17 protein-coding genes are annotated in these 20,099 nt (G+C 74.9%); 8 read left to right on the forward strand and 9 right to left on the reverse strand.

Annotated features, from left to right (window positions below):
- Positions 1-736, reverse strand: a 736-nt coding sequence (locus AB0M28_RS22315) for a TerD family protein (RefSeq protein WP_365407674.1), incomplete at its 3' end; no start/stop codon positions are given.
- Between the two features lie 96 nt (positions 737-832).
- The gene (locus tag AB0M28_RS22320; protein ID WP_365407546.1) at positions 833-1,654 is read right to left on the reverse strand and encodes an NAD(P)-dependent oxidoreductase; all 822 of its coding nucleotides are present in this window, start codon (positions 1,652-1,654) and stop codon (positions 833-835) included.
- 216 nt (positions 1,655-1,870) lie between these two features.
- Here AB0M28_RS22320 and AB0M28_RS22325 point away from each other — a divergent pair, with 216 nt between their 5' ends.
- The 5 genes from AB0M28_RS22325 to AB0M28_RS22345 all read left to right on the forward strand — a co-directional run bounded on the left by AB0M28_RS22325 (position 1,871) and on the right by AB0M28_RS22345 (position 9,017).
- On the forward strand, positions 1,871-2,803 hold the full coding sequence (locus AB0M28_RS22325; RefSeq protein ID WP_365407549.1) for a 5-dehydro-4-deoxyglucarate dehydratase: 933 nt from the start codon (positions 1,871-1,873) through the stop codon (positions 2,801-2,803).
- A 26-nt stretch (positions 2,804-2,829) separates the two neighbouring features.
- Positions 2,830-4,008 (forward strand): hypothetical protein, encoded by a 1,179-nt coding sequence (locus tag AB0M28_RS22330; protein ID WP_365407677.1) that lies wholly within the window; start codon positions 2,830-2,832, stop codon positions 4,006-4,008.
- Positions 4,009-4,090: 82 nt separating this feature from the next.
- A complete protein-coding gene (locus tag AB0M28_RS22335) occupies positions 4,091-4,291 on the forward strand; it encodes a hypothetical protein (RefSeq protein ID WP_365407552.1) in 201 nt (66 codons plus the stop codon).
- A 287-nt stretch (positions 4,292-4,578) separates the two neighbouring features.
- A complete protein-coding gene (locus AB0M28_RS22340; RefSeq protein ID WP_365407555.1) occupies positions 4,579-6,027 on the forward strand; it encodes an NCS2 family permease in 1,449 nt (482 codons plus the stop codon).
- A 176-nt stretch (positions 6,028-6,203) separates the two neighbouring features.
- The gene (locus tag AB0M28_RS22345) at positions 6,204-9,017 is read left to right on the forward strand and encodes a DEAD/DEAH box helicase family protein (protein ID WP_365407558.1); all 2,814 of its coding nucleotides are present in this window, start codon (positions 6,204-6,206) and stop codon (positions 9,015-9,017) included.
- A gap of 122 nt (positions 9,018-9,139) precedes the next feature.
- Here AB0M28_RS22345 and AB0M28_RS22350 read toward each other — a convergent pair whose 3' ends face one another.
- Complete coding sequence (locus AB0M28_RS22350) at positions 9,140-11,116, reverse strand: hypothetical protein (protein ID WP_365407561.1); 1,977 nt, start codon at positions 11,114-11,116, stop codon at positions 9,140-9,142.
- Between the two features lie 138 nt (positions 11,117-11,254).
- Here AB0M28_RS22350 and AB0M28_RS22355 point away from each other — a divergent pair, with 138 nt between their 5' ends.
- Positions 11,255-12,415, forward strand: a complete 1,161-nt coding sequence (locus AB0M28_RS22355; protein ID WP_365407564.1) for a serine hydrolase domain-containing protein — start codon at positions 11,255-11,257, stop codon at positions 12,413-12,415.
- Between the two features lie 31 nt (positions 12,416-12,446).
- On the opposite strand, the gene AB0M28_RS22360 is transcribed toward AB0M28_RS22355, so the two are convergent.
- The 3 genes from AB0M28_RS22360 to AB0M28_RS22370 are packed head-to-tail and all read right to left on the reverse strand — an operon-like array spanning position 12,447 to position 15,345.
- The gene (locus AB0M28_RS22360; RefSeq protein WP_365407567.1) at positions 12,447-13,097 is read right to left on the reverse strand and encodes a response regulator transcription factor; all 651 of its coding nucleotides are present in this window, start codon (positions 13,095-13,097) and stop codon (positions 12,447-12,449) included.
- Positions 13,094-14,305, reverse strand: a complete 1,212-nt coding sequence (locus AB0M28_RS22365; protein ID WP_365407570.1) for a histidine kinase — start codon at positions 14,303-14,305, stop codon at positions 13,094-13,096. The genes AB0M28_RS22360 and AB0M28_RS22365 overlap by 4 nt, the downstream gene beginning before the upstream one ends.
- Entirely contained in the window at positions 14,302-15,345 is a 1,044-nt protein-coding gene (locus AB0M28_RS22370) for a hypothetical protein (protein WP_365407573.1), read from the reverse strand. The genes AB0M28_RS22365 and AB0M28_RS22370 overlap by 4 nt, the downstream gene beginning before the upstream one ends.
- A 181-nt stretch (positions 15,346-15,526) precedes the next feature.
- Here AB0M28_RS22370 and AB0M28_RS22375 point away from each other — a divergent pair, with 181 nt between their 5' ends.
- Positions 15,527-16,381: an aminoglycoside phosphotransferase family protein gene (locus tag AB0M28_RS22375; RefSeq protein WP_365407576.1), complete on the forward strand. Its 855-nt coding sequence runs from the start codon at positions 15,527-15,529 to the stop codon at positions 16,379-16,381.
- A 12-nt stretch (positions 16,382-16,393) separates the two neighbouring features.
- Here AB0M28_RS22375 and AB0M28_RS22380 read toward each other — a convergent pair whose 3' ends face one another.
- A complete protein-coding gene (locus AB0M28_RS22380) occupies positions 16,394-17,410 on the reverse strand; it encodes a glycosyl hydrolase (RefSeq protein WP_365407579.1) in 1,017 nt (338 codons plus the stop codon).
- A 93-nt stretch (positions 17,411-17,503) separates the two neighbouring features.
- Positions 17,504-18,313 (reverse strand): PIG-L family deacetylase, encoded by an 810-nt coding sequence (locus AB0M28_RS22385; RefSeq protein ID WP_365407582.1) that lies wholly within the window; start codon positions 18,311-18,313, stop codon positions 17,504-17,506.
- Between the two features lie 296 nt (positions 18,314-18,609).
- Here AB0M28_RS22385 and AB0M28_RS22390 point away from each other — a divergent pair, with 296 nt between their 5' ends.
- Entirely contained in the window at positions 18,610-18,822 is a 213-nt protein-coding gene (locus AB0M28_RS22390) for a hypothetical protein (RefSeq protein WP_365407585.1), read from the forward strand.
- A gap of 1 nt (position 18,823) precedes the next feature.
- Here AB0M28_RS22390 and AB0M28_RS22395 read toward each other — a convergent pair whose 3' ends face one another.
- A complete protein-coding gene (locus AB0M28_RS22395; RefSeq protein ID WP_365407588.1) occupies positions 18,824-20,029 on the reverse strand; it encodes a helix-turn-helix domain-containing protein in 1,206 nt (401 codons plus the stop codon).
- Positions 20,030-20,099 lie beyond the last annotated feature (70 nt).

Below are 20,099 nucleotides of genomic sequence, written 5' to 3' on the forward strand. Positions count from 1 at the left end.
GTCGACCTGGGCTGGCAGAACAAGGGTCCGGCGTGGGTCGGCTACATCCGGTCGGGCGAGAGCGTCGCCCAGTTCGAGTTCCGGGTTCCGCCCAGGCGGGGGCGGGCGGGGCGGCGGGGGTGCCCCAGGGCTGGGTGGGGGCGGTGGGCGGCGGGCCGAAGCCGCCGGCGGGAGCGGGCGCCGGGGGTGCCTGCGGAGCGGGGGCGGGGGGTGCCATGGGGGCGGGGGGTGCCTGCGGGGCGGGCGCGGCGGCCGGCTCCTCGACCGACACCCCGAAGTCGGTGGCGATGCCCGCCAGCCCGTTGGCGTACCCCTGGCCGACGGCGCGCACCTTCCACGCCCCGGCGCGCCGGTAGATCTCCACGACGACCAGCGCCGTCTCCGTCGTCAGCCGCGGCGGCGTGAACGTCGCGAGGACCGCGCCCGAGGCGGCGTCCCGGACGGTCGCCGTCGGCTCCACGCCGGAGAACGTGCCCGAGTCCAGGCTCGCCGTGACCACGATCCGCTCGATGCCCGCGGGGACGGCGCCGGTGTCCACGGTGATCGTGTCGGCGGCCCCCGAGGAGCTGTGGGTCACGCCCGGACCGGACGGCTGGTTGTAGAAGATGAAGTCGTCGTCCGAGCGCACCTTGCCCGCCTCACTGAGCAGCAGCCCCGATACGTCGAGCCGGGACGGCGCCGTCACGTCGACGGCCACCCGCGGGGCACTCAGCGGAAGATTCGAGCCAGGGGTCATCACAGTCATGCCCCCGCTAACGAACGACCTCGCTTTGCGGTTCCTTTGCCGGCGCATTCGGCGTAGGCACGGGGCCGGAGGTCCGGGGGCGGGCCGTCAGTGGGGCCAGAGCGGCGGGCTGCCGAGCCATGGACCGCCCATCAGGGCGTGGTCCGGGTTGGCCGGATCCAGCGGACCGTGCTCGGCCAGGAGCTTCTCCGCGAACCGCTCCGAATCGTCCCGGGGCTCGTACCCCAACGCCCGGGCGGGCGCCAGGTCCCACCACAGCCGGGTGTTGGCGGAGCTGCCGTACACCACCGTGTGGCCGACGCCGGGGGCCGTGAGCGCCGCGTCGAACAGCCGTGCGCAGTCCTCGGGGCTCAGCCAGATCGACAGCATCCGCACCGTCGTCGGCTCCGGGAAGCACGACCCGATCCGCACGGACACCGTCTCGATGCCGTGCTTGTCCCAGTACAGCTGCGCCAGGTCCTCGCCGAAGCACTTCGACAGCCCGTAGTACGTGTCCGGCCGGTGCGGCGCCGAAGCCGCGAGCAGCGCCCCCGCCGACGGCACCGGCGTCGCCCCCACCGCGTGGTTGCTGGACGCGAAGACGACCCGGCGCACGCCCTCGGCGCGCGCGGCCTCGTACAGGGCGTGCGTACCGGCGATGTTGGCGTGCAGGATCTGCTCGAAGGACGCCTCCAGCGAGATCCCCGCGAGGTGGACCACCGCGTCCACGCCCCGCATGGCCGCGCGCAGCGCCGCGGCGTCGTTCAGGTCGGCGACGACCGCGTCCGGCTCGCCCTCGACCGCGACGAGGTCCATGAGCCTCAGGTCGTAGCCGTACGCCGGAAGCAGCCCGCGCATCAGGGTGCCGACGCCGCCGGCCGCTCCGGTGAGGAGGATCGTCCGCCGGGGCCCGGCCGGGACTTCCGCCATGTCCTGTCTCCCATCCTGAACCTCGTTCATAAGCATGGGAAAGCTAGGCAGCGCTCCCACCCTCAGTCAACAAGGCGCCCCAGGAGGGCCGCAGATGAGCCGTGGGTCGTCGCCCGCGCCACCCGCGTCCCCCTTGACCGTCCCGATCGCGCTGGCCTAGCGTGACCGTTCAGAAATGTAGACGGTAGTCAGGCTCGTGTACAGGTAGGGGACCCCATGACGTCAGCCCGGCTCGCGCAGCGCCTGCACGGCCTGCTCTTCTTCCCCGTCACGGCCTACGGACCGGACGGCTCCCTGAACCTGGACGCCTACCGGCGCCATGTGCGGGGCGGCGTCGACGCGGGGGCCGGAGCGGTCTTCGCCTGCTGCGGGACGGGCGAGTTCCACGCGCTGACCCCCGAGGAGTTCAGCCGCTGCGTCGAGGCCGCCGTCGAGGAGGCCGCGGGCCGCGTCCCCGTCGTGGCGGGCGCCGGCTACGGCACCGCGCTGGCCCGGGAGTTCGCGCGGCGGGCGCGGGACGCCGGGGCGGACGGGCTGCTGGCGATGCCGCCGTACCTCGTCGTCCCCGACCAGGCCGGGCTGATCCGCCACTACACGGAACTGGCCGCCGCCACCGACCTCGACGTCATCGTCTACCAGCGCGACAACGCGGTGTTCACGCCGGCCACCGTCGCCGAACTGGCCGCCCACCCGAGGATCATCGGGCTGAAGGACGGCCTCGGCGACCTGGACCTGATGCAGCGCATCATCAGCAAGGTCCGCGGCACGCCGGCGGGCGAGGGCTTCCTCTACTTCAACGGGCTGCCCACCGCGGAGCTCACGGGTCTGGCGTACCGCGGCATCGGCGTCACCCTCTACTCCTCCGCCGTCTTCGCCTTCGCCCCCGACATCGCCCTCGCGTTCCACTCCGCGCTCCTCGGCGGGGACGACGACACCGTCAACCGGCTCCTCGACGGCTTCTACCGCCCGCTGGTCGAACTGCGCGGCCTGGGCCGCGGGTACGCGGTGTCGCTCGTCAAGGCCGGCGTACGGCTCGGCGGCCTGGACGTGGGGCCGGTACGGCCTCCGTTCAGCGAGCCGGAGGAGCAGCATGTGAAGATGCTGGCGGAGCTGATCGAACGCGGACGTGTCCTACTGGCCGGCAACTGACCTACCGGGGAGCCCTGGTGAACGCTGTGAAAGCCTCCGCCTTCCTCTACCCCTGGGACGTCGTCGGCGACCCGCGCGCCGCCGAGCGGGTCGCGTCGCTGGGCGTGCGGCAGGTGACGCTGGCGTCGGCGTACCACTCGACCCGCGCCCTCACCCCCCGCCACCCCCGGCACCGGATCGTCACCGCCCGGCACGCGGCGGTGCTCTACCCGCCCGGCCCGCGGTGGAAGGACCGCGCCCTCGCCCCGTACCGCCAGGACTGGGTGGCGGGTGACGATCCCTTCGGCGAGGCGGCCGGGGCGCTGGTAGACGCGGGGCTGGAGGTCCACTCGTGGGTCGTACTGGCCCACAACTCCCGGCTGGGGGACGAGCATCCGGCGACCTCCGTGGTGAACGCCTACGGCGACCGCTATCCGTGGGCGCCGTGCGTCGCCCGCCCGGAGATCCGGGAGTACCTCTCCGACCTGGCGGCGGAGGCGGCCGTCCGGCCCGGCACCCGGGGCACGGAGCTGGAGTCGCTCGGCTGGTACGGGCTGGCGCATCTGCACGCCCACGACAAGATCGCGGGGGTGGGGCTGGGCGGCGCGGCCCAGTACCTGATGTCGCTGTGCTTCTGCGAGGCGTGCCGTGCGGGTTACGCGGACGAGGGGCTCGATCCGGCGGCGCTCGGGGAGGCCGTACGCGGGGCGCTGGACCCGGTGTTCGCGGGGCGGCCCGTGCCGCCCGGGGACGAGTGGGCGGGCGTGGAGCGGCTGCTCGGCGCCGAACGGGCCGCCGCCACGCTGCGCTTCCGTACCCGTGTCGCCCGCGAGCTGCAGGAGGCGTGCATCGACGCGGTGCGGGTCGCGGCGGACCCCGGCTTCCAGGTGCTGCTGCACGCCGATCCCGCCGCGCACCGCTGCGGGGCGAACGCCGGGGTGGATCCGGCGCACATCCTCGGGGAGGCCGACGGCCTCGTCCTGCCCTGCACGGGCGACGACCCGGCGCGCGAGGCGGTGCTCGCCCCGTGCGCGGCGCACCGCCGGCCCGACTCGGTGCTCGCCGCCAACTTCGCCGTCGTGTCCGGGATGGGCGGGCGGCCGGCCACGCTGGCCGCGGACATGGCACACGCGGCGTCGCTGGGGGCGACCGAGGTGCGGCTGTACCACGCGGGGCTGGCGTCGGACGCCGATCTGGCGCTGGTACGGCGGGCGCTGACGGGATAGCGGGCGCCGCGACCGCGGGGCGGCGGGGCCGCCGGGCGGCGCTGCGTGTACGTTGTGCGCCAAGCACGACGTAGGGAGTGCCATGCGCGTCTTGGCGATCGTGGGTGCTGTCGCGGTGATCGGCGGCTTCGTGATGAACGGGTTCGCGCAGGGCTGGGTGGACCGGGGCTGCGAACGCGGCCAGGCGTTCGCGCTGGTGCTGACGCACGGGCGGGCCGACAGCTTCCAGGGGTGCCGGGAGACGTCGGATGGGCCGGAGTTCACGGACAGCTGGCCGTACTGAGGGCTTGTCTTCCCGGATTGAGGGCTTCTCTTCTCGGATTGAGGGCTTCTCTTCCCGGATTGAGGGCTTCTTCCCGGCTGAGCGGCGCGCGTTCCCGCGGTATACGGCCGCCTCGGCCGCGGCTGCCCCTGCTTGCCGTACGCCCTGCGTGGTCACCCCGGGTGCGCGGGCGCCGCGCGTGACCTTCCGTGCGCTCGATTCGTAACACGACGAAAACCTGAAACGGCCTCCCAGCGGGCACAATCCGCCGTGCACCCCTGTCCCCACATCTGTCTCAGGAGCCACGCATGGCGAGAGATGTCGTCGACAAGGCGGAGAGCGGCCCCGGGCCTGCCTCGCCGATCGACCGCTACTTCCGGATCCGCGAACGCGGTTCCACCGTCGGACGCGAAGTGCGCGGCGGCTTCGCGACGTTCTTCACCATGGCCTACATCCTGGTGCTGAACCCGATCATCCTGGCCGGCGCCGAGGACAAGTACGGCCATCATCTGGACTTCGCCCAGATCGTCACGGTGACGGCCCTGGTCGCCGCCGTGATGACCGCGCTGATGGGCCTCGGCGGCAATCTGCCGCTCGCGATCGCGGCGGGGCTCGGGCTCAACGCCGTGGTGGCGTACCAGATAGCCCCACAGATGAGCTGGCCCGACGCGATGGGGCTGGTGGTGCTGGAGGGGCTGCTGATCTGCCTGCTGGTGGCAACGGGGCTGCGCGAGGCGGTGATGCACGCGATCCCCAACTCCCTGAAGCAGGCCATCAGCGTCGGCATCGGCATGTTCATCGCGCTCATCGGCTTCGTCGACGCGGGCTTCGTCACCCGGATCCCCGGCGCGACCGGGTCCGTGCCGGTGCAGCTGGGTGCGTCGGGGCGGCTCAGCGGCTGGCCGGTGCTGGTCTTCTGCCTCGGCGTGCTGCTCACGCTGGTGCTGCTGGCGCGGAAGGTCAAGGGCGCGATCCTCATCAGCATCGCCGCCATGACGCTGCTGGCGATCCTCATCAACGAGATCGCCGACATCAAGGACGCGGCCTGGGGGCTGACCGTCCCGGCCTGGCCCGACGACCTGGTCTCCAGCCCGGACTTCGGACTGGTCGGCGACTTCAGCCTGTTCGGGGCCTTCGACGAGATCGGCGCGGTGACGCTGGTCCTGATCGTCTTCACGCTGATCCTCTCCGACTTCTTCGACACCATGGGCACGGTCGTCGGCGTGAGCAACGAGGCCGGGCTGCTGGACGAGGAGGGCCGCGTGCCGAACATCGGCCGGGTGCTGATGATCGACGGCGTGGCGGCGGTGGCCGGCGGCGCGGCGTCGGCGTCCTCCAACACCAGCTACATCGAGTCCGCGGCCGGCGTGGGCGAGGGTGCCCGGACGGGGCTCGCGAGCGTGGTCACGGGCGCGTTGTTCGCGGGGGCGCTGTTCCTGGCGCCGCTGGCGCTGGTCGTGCCGGCGCAGGCGGCGGCGCCCGCGCTGATCGCGGTGGGCTTCCTGCTGATGACGCAGGTCCGGCACATCGACTGGACGGACTACACCATCGCGGTGCCGGCGTTCCTGACCATCGCGGTGATGCCGTTCACGTACTCGATCACCAACGGCATCGGGGCGGGCTTCATCGCGTTCGTGGTGCTGAAGGCCGCGCTGGGGCGGGTGCGTGAGGTGCACTGGCTGGTGTGGGGGGCGGCGGCGCTGTTCGCCGTGTACTTCGCGATCGATCCGCTGGAGCAGCTGCTCGGCGTGGGCTGAGCGCTTTCGCGCACTGGGCACCGGCTCCTTTCGGTAGCGGGCCGGTGTCCAGGGGCGGGCTGGTGGCCTGGCGGCGCTGGTGCCTTGGGCGGGTCGGTGGCCAGTGATGCGGCGGCTCACCGGAGTTATCCACAGGGGGACGCGGCGTGTCGGTCGCTGCGCCTACGCTCTGCGGCATGACCACGGACGTGACCACTCTCGAACTGCGGCGGCATCAGCGCGAGGCGCTGCTGCGGCTCGAGGAGTGCTGGGCCGCCGGGCGGCGGCGCGCCTGGGTGGTGCTGCCCCCGGGCACGGGCAAGACGCTGACCGGACTGGAGGCGGCCCGGCGGCTCGGGCGGCCCGTGGTCGTCTTCGGGCCCAACACGGCGATCCAGGGCCAGTGGATACGGGAGTGGGCGCGGCTGTCGGACACGCCGGCCGGTACGGACCGGGCGCTCGGCCACCGGGTGACGGTGCTGACGTACCAGGCGCTGGCCAGCTTCGACCCGGACGCGGAGGTGGACGAGGACGGCGCCGAGGCGGGCACCCATCTGGCGCGGCTGCGGACCGGGGGCAGGGAGCTGGTGGCGGCCCTGCGCGGGCTGGGTCCGTTCACGCTGCTGCTGGACGAGTGCCACCATCTGCTGGACACCTGGGGGGAGTTGGTGGCCGAGCTGCTGCGGGAGCTGCCGGACGCGACGGTGATAGGGCTGACGGCGACGCCGCCGGACCGGCTCACCGCCGCAGAGGCGGAGCTGGTGGCCGAGCTGTTCGGGCCCGCGGTGCACGGTCCGTCGATCCCGGCCGTGGTGCGCGAGGGGCAGCTGGCGCCGTTCGCGGAGCTGGTGTGGCTGACGGAGCCGACGGCCCACGAGTCGCAGTGGCTGGCGGCCGAGGCGGAGCGGTTCGCCGAGCTGACGACGGACCTGCTCGATCCGGGCTTCGCCGAGACGCCGTTCCTGGGCTGGCTGGACGAGCGCATCGTGGCCCGGCGCCGCGCGGGCGACCCGGACGCGGCGGCCGTGCCCTGGCACCGCTTCGAGCGCGAGCACCCGGGCCTCGCGGGCGCGGCCCTGCGGTTCCACCACGCGGGTCTGCTGGCCCTGCCCGAGGGCGCCCGGCTGCGCGAGGAGCACCGGCACCGCCCGTCGGCGGAGGACTGGGTGTGCCTGCTGGACGACTACATACGCCGCTGTCTGCGGCCCGCCGGGCAGACGGCGGCCGTGGAGGCCGTCCGTACGGCGCTGCCCGCCGTCGGCCATACCCTCACCGCGCGCGGCATCCGTGGCGGGCGGTCGCCGGTGGACCGGGTGCTGGCGCGCAGCGCCGCCAAGACGCGGGCGGTGCGGGAGATCCTCGCGGCGGAGAGCGACGCGCTCGGAGAGCGGCTGCGCGCCGTGGTGCTGTGCGACCACGAGCGGGCGACGGCGACGCTGCCCGCCCGGCTGACCGGTGTCCTCGACGAGGAGGCGGGCTCCGCGCGGCTCGTGCTGGGTGAGCTGGCGGCCGACGGGCGGACGGCTCCGCTGGCGCCGATGCTGGTCACCGGGCGCACAGTGGCGGCCGGGCCGGAGACCGCGCGGCTGTTCGCCGAGTTCTGCGCCGGGGAGGGGCGCGAGGTGCGGCTGGTGGAGGCGGGCGGCGGCCTGGTGGAGGTCGCGGGCGACTCCGGCTGGCACAGCAGGCGATGGGTGCCGCTGGTCACGCGGTTCTTCGAGAGCGGCGGGTGCCGGGTGCTGGTCGGCACGCGCGGGATGCTGGGCGAGGGGTGGGACGCGCGTGGGGTGAACGCCCTCGTCGACCTCACCGAGGCGACGACGGCCACGGCCGTGGTGCAGACGCGCGGGCGGGCGCTGCGCACGGATCCGGGCTGGCCCGAGAAGGTCGCCGACAACTGGTCGGTGGTGTGCGTGGCGCCGGGGCATCCGAAGGGGTCCGCCGACTGGGAGCGCTTCGTGCGCAAGCACGAGGGGTACTTCGGGGTCACCGACGCCGGTCTGGTCATGGCCGGGGTGGCGCATGTGCATCCGGGTCTCTCGCCTTACGCGCCGCCCGGGGAGGAGGAGTTCGACGGGCTCAACGCGCTGATGCTGCAGCGGGCGGGCGAGCGGGACCGGGTGCGCGGGCTGTGGCGGGTGGGCGAGCCGTACGAGGACCGGCTGGTGCACACGGTGCGGGTGACGCCCGGTCGGCGCTGGCAGTCCCGTACCGCTCCCCCGGCGGCGGAGCACCGGCCGCCGGCGGTGCTGCCGCGGCGGCGCGGGGTGACTCCGCTGCGGGAGCCGGACCGGCGTGCGGCCCGGTGGTGGGCGCGGGGGCTGGCGATACCGGTGGGCGTGCTGGGGGCCCTCGTGGGCGGTGCGGGCTTCACGGCGCTCGCGGGGGACGGGCCGGCCGCGTTCCTCGTCGCGCTGGTGTGCTGCGCCGGGCCGTACGAGGCCGTCCGCCGCCGTCTCGACGCCTGGCGGTGGCGCCGGATGCGGGCGGCGACCGGTGCCGGGCTGCTCGCCGAGGCGGCCCGCGACGCGGATCTGCCGGCGCTGGCCTGTGCGCTGGCCGACGGGCTGCGGGACGCGGGGCTCAGTCCGTGCGGTGCCGAGGCGGTCGAGGTGGAGCCGGACGGGACGGGCGCGTACCGGATCCATCTGCGCGGCGTCCCGCCCGTGGTCTCGGCGCGCTTCGCCACGGCATTCGACGAGCTGATCTCCCCGCTCGCCGTGCCGCGTTACCTCATACCCCGGTACGTCGTCACGGCGTCGGGACGGGAGGCGGGACTGGCGCTGTACGACCCGGCGCCGCCCGCCAACGCGGTCGTGTACCACGCGATCCCGTCAGTCCTCGGCGAGAACCGCAAGCGCGTCGTCGCCTTCGCGCGGGCCTGGGCGCGGTGGGTCAGTGTGGCTGACCCGCTGTTCACCCGCAGCCCGGAGGGCGCGGGCGTCCTCGCCGCCCAGGCGGGCGCGTCCCCGCTGGACGCCACGACGAGCATGCGGGCGGCCTGGGCGTAACGCCCGCCGGGAGGCTCAGCACTTGCGGCGGGTCGGCGGTCGGCGGTCGGCGGTCGGCGGTCGGCGGTCGGCGGTCGGCGGTCGGCGGGGGCAGCCTCGCGGCACCCCGGCGGGCCGTTGCCTCAGCCCCTGCGGCGGCGGAAGAGACCCCGGCGGGCCTTCGGTTCCCCGCCGGGCGCGGACGCTGACGCGCCCGCGGTGCGGGCGGCCGCGGACGCCTTCGCGGCGGCCAGCATCTCGCCCGCGCGCTCCTCCGCGTCCTCGGGCTCGGACTCGTCGTCCTCCTCGAGCGACGTCAGGATGGTCCGGGCCAGCGACAGGACCGAGTCGTCCAGCCACGGGCACAGCAGCGTCAGCCTGCACAGGGAGCCCATGATCAGGACCGGCCGGGTCTGGTGGGCCTTGGCCGCGTCCAGCATCCGCCGGGCGACCTGGTGGCCGACGTCCTCCCGGGTCTCCGGGTGCGTCCAGGCGGTGGCCACCAGGGCCACCGCCGCGGTCTCGTTGACCCAGTCCTCGGCCCCGTTCAGCAGGTCGAGCAGCACCGCGCGGCGGACGGACCCCGGCCAGGGCTCGTCGGCGCGGTGGTGGGCCAGCGCGAGGCAGGCGTACGTCTGGACCGCCCGCACCCACAGGTCCGGGACCTCGAAGAGCGGGGAGCGCCCGCTCTCGTCGGCGGGCAGGGCCGGCGGGTGGGCCAGGACGCCGAGCAGGTCCGCCAGTGGCAGCCCGCTGAGCCGCACGGCGTGGTCGTAGGCGGCCGGCAGATGCGGCCACCTGGGCCACACCTCCGACCGGAACAGCTCCACCGCCTGCGCCGAGGGCGGCGCGACGGCCGGTACGGCGGTCAGCCCCTCGTACCGCCAGACGTGGTGGCGGACGCGGGGGTCCGTGGCGACGCGCGGATCGGGTTCGCCCGCGGTCTGGAAGTCCACGGCGGCGCGGGGGAAGTTCAGCCGCATCGCGGCGACCGCGCTCGGCGGTTCGAGGGCCGAGACGGTGAACTGGATCTCGTGGTCGCTGGCACCCTCGTAGTCGCCGGAGGCCAGGAACTGGCGCATGCCGTTCACCAGCGCCTCGGTCGCGGAGTCGACCCGGTCCAGCCACGGCTGCCCGTCGCTGCAGTGGGCGAGCACCTTGCCCGCGTAGTCGTGCTCGGGGTGCTCCCGCCAGTGGTCCACCAGCGCCACCAGATGCGCCGCGTCCCCGTCGGCGGCGTACCGCTGCCCGAACAGGGCGGGCGCCGCGAGGGGGTGGTCGGGCTCGGCGGCCAGCGCCCGCTCCAGCCAGGGCAGCCCCTCAGCGGCGCGGCCCATCCGCGCGTACAGCTCGGCCACATCGACGTACAGCGAGAGATCGGAAGGGTCGCGCCGCAGCTCCTCCTCCCAGACCCGCACCGCCTCCTCGTGCCGGTCGGCGGCGCGCAGCGCGTAGCCGAGCATCACGCTCGCCCAGTGGCTGGGCCGGGCCCGCATGCTCTGCTCCGCCCACGCCACCGCGAGGTCCGGATCGCCCATCCGGCGGGCCAGCCCGGAGGCCATGGCGCACAGGTCGCCGTCCCCGGGGTGCCGGGCGACGACCGCGGCGGTCAGCTCGTAGAACGGCCGCAGCGCGGGCCGCAGCTCGTCCGGCACCGGCTCCGGCAGGCTGCTCACCGCCGCGGCGACGGACCGCATCATGGCGTCCGGGCCGATCCGCCCCACGATCGCGGGGTCCGCCGCCCAGGCCGCCGGCGTCCACGGCTGGTCGCACTGCGCCTTGATCACCGCACCGAGCAGGCCCACGGCCTCCTCCCACTCCCCGCACGCGGCGAGCAGGTGCACCCGACAGACCACGGCGCCGATGTACGGCTCGTCCATGGGGAACAGCTCCAGCGCGGCCCGTGCCCCGCCGGCGCGGGTGGCGAGTTCGGCGAGCGCCTCGTGGACCTCGGGCAGCTGCGGGTCGGTGGCCATGGCGTTGCCGAGGTGGTCGGCGGCGTGCGTCAGATCGCCGCCGTCCGCTATCAGCCGGGCCAGGGCGGTCTCGCCCTCCGCCTCCAGCCGCTCCTCGCCGTCCCCGGCACACAGCTCGGCGTCGCCCGCGTGCAGCTCGTCCATGGCCCTGCCCTCCGTCCGGTTCGAACGCGCTCACGCTAGCCGCTCCCTGTGACAGCCCTCGCGACGGGGGCGGGAATGCGGTCACCGTCCGAAGTGCTGGATCATGTGTCCGCTCGATCATCGATCAGGGGGGAAGGCATGACCGCCGTCCACGGCACCGTCGCACCGGGTTTCGAGGCCGTACGGGAGGAGCTGGCCGCCGCGCTCGAGGAGGAGCACGCCGCGACCGGCGCCGCGAGTCCCGTGCAGCTCACGGCGTACGCGGGGGACAGACAGGTCGTCGACCTGTGGTCCGGCGACGGCATGGCCGGCGACTCCCTCCTCCCGGTCTACTCCGTGACCAAGGGCGCCGCCCATCTCGTCACCGCCCTGCTCGTGCAGGAGGGCGTGCTGGACCTGGACGAGCGCGTCGCGCACTACTGGCCCGAGTTCGCCGCCGAGGGCAAGGGCGCCCTCAGCCTGCGCGACCTGCTGGCGCACCGCGCCGGGTCGATCGGCGTCGACGGCGGCTTCACGCCCGAGGAGTACGCCGACGACCGCCGGCTCGCCGAGCGGCTGGCCGCGCACCGCCCGTACTGGCGCCCGGGCTCCGCGCACGGCTACCACGCCACCACCATCGGCGCACTGACCGGCGAGGTCGTACGGCGGACGACCGGGCGGTCGCTGCAGCAGGTGTACGAGGAGCGGATCCGCGCCCCGTACGGCCTCGATCTGTGGCTGGGCCTGCCGGAGAGCCAGGAGCCGCGCGTCCGCGAGACGCTGCCCATGGCGCCCACCGAGCGCCAGCGCCGGCTGCTGGCGAAGCACGCCCCCGGGCCCAGGAGCCTGATGGGCATCGCGTTCGGGGCCGGCCACCCCGAGCGGCCCCTCGACCTCGACACGGTGATGAACGACCGCGCCATGCGCGCGAAGGGTCCCGCCTCGCTCGGTGGCGTCGGCTCGGCCCGCGGGGTCGCCGGACTGTACGCGGCGGCCGTCAGCGGTACGGGCGGCCGGCCCGCGCTGCTGAAGCCGGAGACGCTGGCGGAGTTCGGGCAGATCCACTCCCCCGGCTACGACGTGGTGGTGCGCTCCACGCACAGCTTCGCCCTGGGCTTCGAGTCGACGGCGGACGTCTACCCGTTCCTCGGCGCCGGTTCGATCGGCCACCAGGGCGCGGCGGGCGCGCTGGGGCTGGCGGATCCCGGCAGCGGGCTGGCGTACGGCTATGTGCGGCAGCGGTACGGGTACCCGGGCGGGGCGGCGCCGGAGAACGACCGCCTGCTGCGGGCGGTGCACGCGGCGCTCACGCGCGGGTGACCGCTCGCCCTTGCCCGAGCCCGGCAGCCGCTCACCCCGGCTTGACGAACCCCGCCTCGTAGGCCGCGATCACCGCCTGCGTCCGGTCCCGTACACCCTGCTTGCCGAGCACGGCCGCCACATGGGTCTTCACGGTGGCGGGGCCGACGCCCAGCAGCTCCGCGATCTCCGTGTTGGCCAGCCCCCGCGCCATCAGCCGCAGCACGTCCGCCTCCCGCCCCGTCAGCCGCTTCACCCACGGCGCGGGGTCCGCGGGGCGGGCGTGCCGGGCGGCCAGCGAGCGTACAGCGGCGGGGAAGAGCAGCGACTCGCTGCGGGCGACCAGGCGGACGGCGTCGACGAGTTCGTCGGCGCCCGCCCGCTTCAGCAGGAACCCGCTCGCGCCGGCGCGCAGCGCCTCGTACACATAGCTGTCGTTCTCGAAGGTGGTGACGACGAGGACGCGCGGCGGCGGGTCCATGGACTTCAGGATCCGCTCGGTGGCGCGGATCCCGTCGACCTCCGGCATCCGCACGTCCATCAGCACGACGTCCGGCGCCGTCTCCCGTACGACGGACACCGCCTCCGCGCCCGTGGCGGCCTCGCCGACGACCTCCAGGTCCGGCTCGGCGCCCAGGATCGCCCGCAGCGCGCCGCGTACCATCCGCTCGTCGTCGGCCACGACGATCCGCAGCGGGCTCACAGCGGAAGCTCCACGGCCAGCCGCCACCGGCCCTCGTACGGACCGGACTCGGCGGTGCCGCCCAGCAGCCGGGCACGCTCGCCGATGCCGCGCAGGCCGCGGCCGCCGGAGGCGCGGGGGCTCGGGCGGTTCGGGAGCGGGTTCGTGACGGTGATCCTCAACACGTCCTCCTCTGCTGCGATCCGCAGCGTTACGTCGGCGGGCCCGGCGTGCCTCAGCGCGTTGCCGAGCCCCTCCTGGACCATGCGGTACGCCTCGCGGGCCACCGGTCCGGGCAAGGCGCCGAGGTCGGCGCCCACCTCGGCGTCGACGGCCGCCCCCGCCGCGCGTGTACGGGCGAGCAGCGCGCCGAGGTCCGCGGCGAGCGTCGGGGCGGGGGCGCGGGCCGGGGGTTCGTCGTCGTGGCGCAGCACGCCGAGTACGGCGTCGAGTTCGGCGACCGCGTCGCGGGTCGTCTCCTCGATGGCCTTCAGCGCCTCGCGGGCGAACTCCGGGTCCCGGTCGAGGACTTTGCGGGCGGCGCTCGCCTGCAGGGTGACGGCGCTCAGCGCGTGGCCGACCGAGTCGTGGAGTTCGCGGGCCAGTTCGTTGCGCCGGGCCAGCTCCTCGGCGCGGGCCCGGGCGGCGGCCAGCAGATCGGCGGGGGTGGGTCCGAGCAGGGGCGGCGCCCAGCGGGCCAGCAGGGCGCCGGTGCCGGCGGCGACGGCCGCCAGCGCGGCGAACAGCGCAAGGCCGGCGAGCGGGGCGGTCCACGGCGGAATGCCGAACGGCAGGATCTCGCCGACCGGTTCGCGCCACGTCCCGACGAACGGCAGCCCGAGCAGGACCACGCACATCGGCGGTACGGCGAGGGTCAGCCCGCTCACCAGCGCCCCCAGCCCGACGTGCGCGGTGAACCAGGCCGCGGTGCGCACACGCTCCGGCCGGCTGCGGCCCGGACCCGCCGCCGGCAGCACGTCCGCCGGCAGCGCGCACAGCGACCGGGCGGCGGCGCCCTCCAGTTGGCGCACGAGCGGGAAGAGCAGCCCCGTCACGGCGACCAGGGGGAGCTCCATGGCGTACGCCGCGAACTGCCAGCCGAGGTGGGTGAACGTGTCGGCGCCGGGAAAGGCCATCGACACGAAGACCGACACGAGCATGAAGTACGGCATCGACAGGGCGCCGCCCAGCAGCAGATGCACCCAGCGCAGCCGGGCGGCGCGGATCACGCGGGCTGCCGCGAGGCGGCGGACTCAGACGCGGCCTCAGAGGCGGCCTCAGACGCGACGGACGCCGGCAGCGCAGCCGCCGCGCGCTCCGCGAGCAGCTGGGCGCCGAGCAGCAGGAGCAGCACGCCGGTGATCATCTGCCCAGCGTAGGCCACGTTCATCAGCTGCGAGAGCTGCTTCCCGTCCCCCGGCACGCTGTCCTGGAGGAGCGAGGCGAGCAGCAGCCAGCCGCCCCAGGCCGCCACCGTGGCACCCCCGGTCCAGCCCAGGGCGACGACGGTACGGACCCGGGCGGCGGGGCGCAGCGCGGGGAACGCGACGACCACCGCTGCCGCCGCGGCGGCCAGGCACCAGAGCGTGTCCAGGCCCTCGTTGAGGTAGAAGGTGGTGGTGCGGTGGCCCGCCAGGTACGGCGAGAGCCCGGCGTCCGCGCCCACCGCCCACATCGCGTGCACGCCGCCGACGAGCAGCGCGAGGACGGCGGCGACGACGCCGAAGGTCCGGCGGACGGCGAGGCCCTGCACGGTCCCCGGCAGGTCCCGCAGCCGTCCGGTGAGCAACACGCCCCACCGGTCGCGGGCGTAGAGGGCGAACAGCCCGCCGAGGGCGAGGGCCTGCACCCCGAAGCCGGTGTAGACGACGCCGAAGACCCACTCGTGCAGGAACGGATCCCCGTTGTCGGCGACCGGCTTGGACCCGCCGAGGAGCTGGCCGACGAGCTGGAGCGGATACCCGGTGACGATCGGGGCGAGCAGACCGGTCGCCACCCACAGGGGCAGCAGGAGCAGCCAGGCGGGCGCACGCCGCCCCCACGGCCGGGTCAGCGCGAAGGCGATGACGATGACGGCGGCGTCCATCAGCACCGTGAGGGTGTTGACGGCGGCCATGGTGGCGCGGTGCTCGAGGAGTTCGCTGCCCTCGGGGATGCCGAGGTCGCTCCCGGCGATCCAGGCGGTCTTCAGGGAGAGGTACGGAACGCAGGCGGCGATGGCGACGGCCCGCAGGGCCCGGCGGAGCGGGGAGGTGGTGTCGGTGTCCATGCGTCCACGCTCTCGCGGCGCGACCTGCTGATCGTCCTACGGCGAGACGATCCGCCTCCGCCGTACGGGGGAGGGAGGTGCGCACCCGCCCCCAGCGGAGACCCGAAAACGCGGAGGACGCAAGCCGCGGCCCCCTGATAGGAAGATCCCCCATGATCGGCGAAGGAACGGCGGACGGCACATGACGGCGACCGGCAGCGCTCAGCCCGCACCCGAGGCGCTGCGCTGGGCCGCAGAGGCAACGGGCGGCGCCCCGCTGCACGCCCGGCGGCTGGCGGGCGGCACGCACGCGGCCACCCACCTGCTCACGACGGCGGACGGCTCCGGCGCGTACGTCCTGCGCCGCTTCCCCGCCGGGGACAGCGCCGCGGACCGCGAGGCCCGGGTGCTGCCGGTGCTCGACGGCCTGGACGGCTTCGCCCCGCGGCTGGTGGCGGCGGACCCGCTGGGCGAACGGACGGGCGCCCCGTCGGTGCTCATCACCCGCCTCCCGGGCCGGGCCGACATCCGCCCGGCGGATGCCGGGGCCGCCGCGGCCCGCCTCGGCCGCGCGCTGGCCCGCCTGCACGCGGTGCCCACGGCGGCGCTGGAGGGCTTCCGCGACGGTATGACGGCGGCGCACTCCCCCCGTACGAACTTCCCCGAACCGGACCGGCTGCGCCTCGCCGCCCAGCCGCAGGTCCTCACGCACTACGACTTCTGGTCCGGCAACGTGCTGTGGCAGGGCGCCGAACTCACCGGTGTCATCGACTGGTCCGGCGGCTGCCTCGCCCCGCGCGGCTTCGACGTCGGCTGGTGCCGGCTGGACCTGGCCCTGCTGCACGGCGCGCGGGCGGCGGACGCGTTCCTCGCCGCGTACGAGGACGCGGCGGGCCGCCCCGTCGAGGACCTCGCCCGGTGGGACCGCTACGCCGTGGCGCGCTCCCACCGCTCGGTGGAGAGCTGGCTCCCGAACTACACGGACCTCGGCCGCACGGACCTCACGACCGCGTCCCTGCGCGCCCGCCACACGTCGTGGGGGCACGCCGTCGGCTGACCCGCGGAGGGGTCAGCCGGGCAGGACCGCCTTCATCCGGGGGTGCCAGGCCAGCGACTTGAACGACTGGAAGGCGTTGCCGTCCGGCGGCACCGTGACCTGCCAGTGGGCGGGCAGGCTCGTGCCCTCGCCGTCGAGGTGGTAGTAGACGAGCGCCTTGAGGTTGGCCCAGCGGCCCTGGTCGAGGCTGTCGCGGATGCCGTCCAGCCAGCTGCTCTGCTCGGTGGCCGTCGCGAGGTCACTGGCCCGGTGCACGCCCGTCTCGCCGACCATGAACGGCTTGCCGTGGTTGATGGCGAAGATGTTCGCCTCGGTGAAGAGTTCGAGGAACGAGGGGTACGGGCCCAGCGGCGGGCCCTCCGTGGGACGGGAGTACCCGTCGGCGGCGATCCAGTCGACGTAGCCGTTGCCGGGGTAGAAGTCGGACGCCGCGCCGTTGCCGAACGCCAGCCTGGTCGGACACCAGACCCACGCCACGTTCGTGGCGCCCTTGAGCTGGAAACGCTCCCAGGCGTAGCGCCACGCCTCCACGAAGAGACCGGCGTGGCCCGCGTACCGGGTCTGGCTGTCGAACTCCCAGGTGAAGCGCATGAAGACCGGGGTGTCGAGGGCCACCAGCGCGGTGGCCTGCCCGTCGATCAGCGCGTCGCGCTGACCGTCGGCGAGCGCCTGGAGGTCGTCGACCCCGCCCGCGGCGTACGACAGCATGGGGATGCGGCCGGCCGCCTTGTCCGCGAGCATGCGGTCGCGGACCGGCGCCCACGCGGCGCCGTAGGGCGACCGAAAGCTGTGGTTGACGGCGAACTGCCGCCCCAGCAGGGCTTCGAGCGGCTCGGGGCCGGAGAGGCCCGAGCCGGCGGTCTCCGGTGTGCAGTAGACGCCCAGAAAGGCGAGGTCGCCACCGGGCACGGGCGGTTTGCCGGCGGTCAGGGCCGACGCGGACGGGATCGCGTACGCGCCCGCGGCGGCCGCTCCCAGGAGGGCGCCGGAGGCCTTGATGAGCGTGCGTCTGCCGAACTCGGACGTCATGGCCGGTCTCCTCCAGAACCTCGGCCGGGAGAGCGGGTCGATCAAACCCGCCGCGTCCGGTCGGGGTCAACCGCCGTGCGTCGATAATCCGTATTACCGCTGCGAGTTGTTCCCGGATCCGGCCGGCTCGAGGAGGTCCCGGCGCAGTCCGCGGCCGCGCACGGCATCCGCCTCCGCGAACCACTCGCGGCCCGCCAGCAGCCCGAACACGGGCGCCGGGAGGCGCAGGACGAGGCGCAGCAGCGGGGCGGCGCGGCCCGTGCCGGACGTCTGCGAGGCGTGGGCCGCCAGCGCGGCCTGCTTCTGGCGCGCGTACCGGCGGACGTCGATCCGGTGCGTGATCGCCCGGCGCCGCGTGTAGCGCGGGAGCCCCGCGTCGTACCCCCGCACCAGCCGGAGCAGGCGCCCGAGGCGCAGCAGCGCCGTCAGCCCCTCCCGCGGCCGCGTGGCGTGCAGCACCCGGGGTACGGACGCCAGCTTCGCCGCGCGCGCGGCCACCTCGTGCACCTTGACGTGATCGCGATGCCCGTAGCCGCCGTTCTCGTCGTATCCGATCAGCACGTCCACCCGCTCCTGGCGCAGGATCACCGCGAGCCTGCGCGCGGCGTCCTCGGTGTCCGCGCGGACGAAGCGCGTACGGTCGGTGGGGTCGGGGTACAGCTCGCGCCCGTGCCCGCTGTCGGCGTAGCCGAGGTGCGCCACCCGGTGCGCGCCCAACGCCTCGGCCGCGTCGCGCAGTTCGGCCAGCCGCGGGGCTCCGCCCTCGGGGACCTCGCCCATCAGGCCGTCGGTGGCGACGACGATCACCACGCGGTGCCCCTCGGCCGCCGCGCGGGCGAGGGTGCCGCCGGTCAGCAGGGCTTCGTCGTCGGGATGGGCGTGGAAGGCCAGCAGGGTCGCCATACGGGACAGCGTAGAGCCGCCCGCCCACGACCCCCGTGGCGGACGGCGTACGCGGCTCCCCGGAGCGCCGGGGGTGTCCAGAGATCGAGGTCGGCGGCGGAGCCAAGGTGCTCTGCCAGTTGAGCTACCGGCGCGTACGCCGGGCGGGACTCGAACCCGCAACCGCCCCATTATGAGTGGAAGTATCCGCTGCCTGCGCACCTGGACGGCTCCACCGTAGGACGGCGCGGGGCCCGCCCGCACCCGGTTTTCCCGCTCGGCGCGCGCGACGGCCCGGTTCGGGTCACCCTGGTGTCATGGCATGGCACGCCCCCATCGTGGTGCACCCGCCCTCGCCCAGCGGGGGCCGGCGGGTGACCGTGCGCGGGGAGATCCTGGGGCTCGCGCACGACGACCGGGACCTGATCGAGTTCCTGCGCCGGGCCGGGCTGGAGGACGCCGACATGATCCTGGACGATCCGCATCTCGTGGAGTGGCGCGGCGAGGGCCCGCACCGCTGGGCGGCCTGAGTCAGCCGGGGGGTACCTGCCGCGCCACCAGCGCCGCGTTGATCAGCTGCAGGTCGCGGGGGCGGGACGGGGCGAGGCCGGTGAGTGACGTGATGCGGCGGACGCGGTAGTCCACCGTGTTGGGGTGGACGTGCAGGGCCGCCGCCGTGGCCCGGCGGTCGAGGTCCTCGGCGAGGTACGTGCGCAGGGTGTGCAGCAGCTCGGGCCGGCCCTCCAGCGGGGCGAGGAGGCGGGCGAGTTCGGGCAGGGCCTCGCTGGGGCGGGTGAGCTGGTAGTCGAGCAGCACGTCCGCCAGCCGGTACAGGCCCGGGGGCCGCCCCGTGCGCCGCACCAGGGCGACCAGTTCCGCGTTGCGCGCCACCACCCCGGCGACCGCGGCGGGCTCGGCGATCTCCGCGGCGGCCGTCACCGGCACCCCCGCGGCCTTCGCCGCGCGGTCCACCAGGTCGCACAGCTCCGCCCACGGCGGCGCCTGGTGCGCCGGCAGCAGCACCGTCCCGCCGCCCGCCTCCAGCGCCGCCAGCACCGGCTCCCCGGCGTACTCGTCGAGCACCGCCCGGACCCGCCGGATCTTGCGCCGTGCCGCGACCGCCGCGCGGGTCGCCGGGCCTGCCTCGTCGGGATGCTCGGCCAGCATCAGCGCCGCCACCGCGTACAGCGGCGCCGTCCGCGCGCCCTGCGGCGGGGCGCCCGCCAGCAGGGCGGTCATCAGCGCGTGCCGGCCGCTGTTCTCCTCGCTGTCCAGGATCCGCTTGGCGGCGAGGTAGGCGCCGCTGACCGAGGAGGTCAGCTGCCGCTGCAGGCCCAGGGTGAGGGAGAACATCTCCCGCAGATGGCCGAGGTCGTCCGGCCCCGCGCCCGCGGCGATCTCCTCCCAGCACATCGCCGTGCCCACGTGGTACGCCGTGAGGATGGCGTCCAGCGGCACGCCCTCCTCGGCTCGCCTGGCCGCCGACTCGCGCTGCCGGGCGAACGCCTCGTCGGGCGCGGTGGCGCGGCGTTCGATCACGTCGGCGAAGAGGCGCAGCGAGTGCTGGACGATATCGGCGATGTCGCCCTCGATCTCCTCGCCGGGCAGCATCGCGTACGCCGGCAGGTCGCGGCGCAGCCGCTCCACGACGCGGCGGCTGAGCGCGGGCACCCGTGCGCGCAGATGCGGGGCCACGGTCCGGCCGGCCACGCGCAGCGGCTCCTTGTCATGCGTCACAACGGCTCCCGGGGAAGTCTGCGTTACCGACCAGTTAACCAAGTCCCGGCGCCTTTGCATCATGTCCCCG

It is taken from the genome of Streptomyces sp. NPDC051940 (assembly GCF_040680895.1).
In the GTDB taxonomy this organism is placed as follows: Bacteria; Actinomycetota; Actinomycetes; order Streptomycetales; family Streptomycetaceae; genus Streptomyces.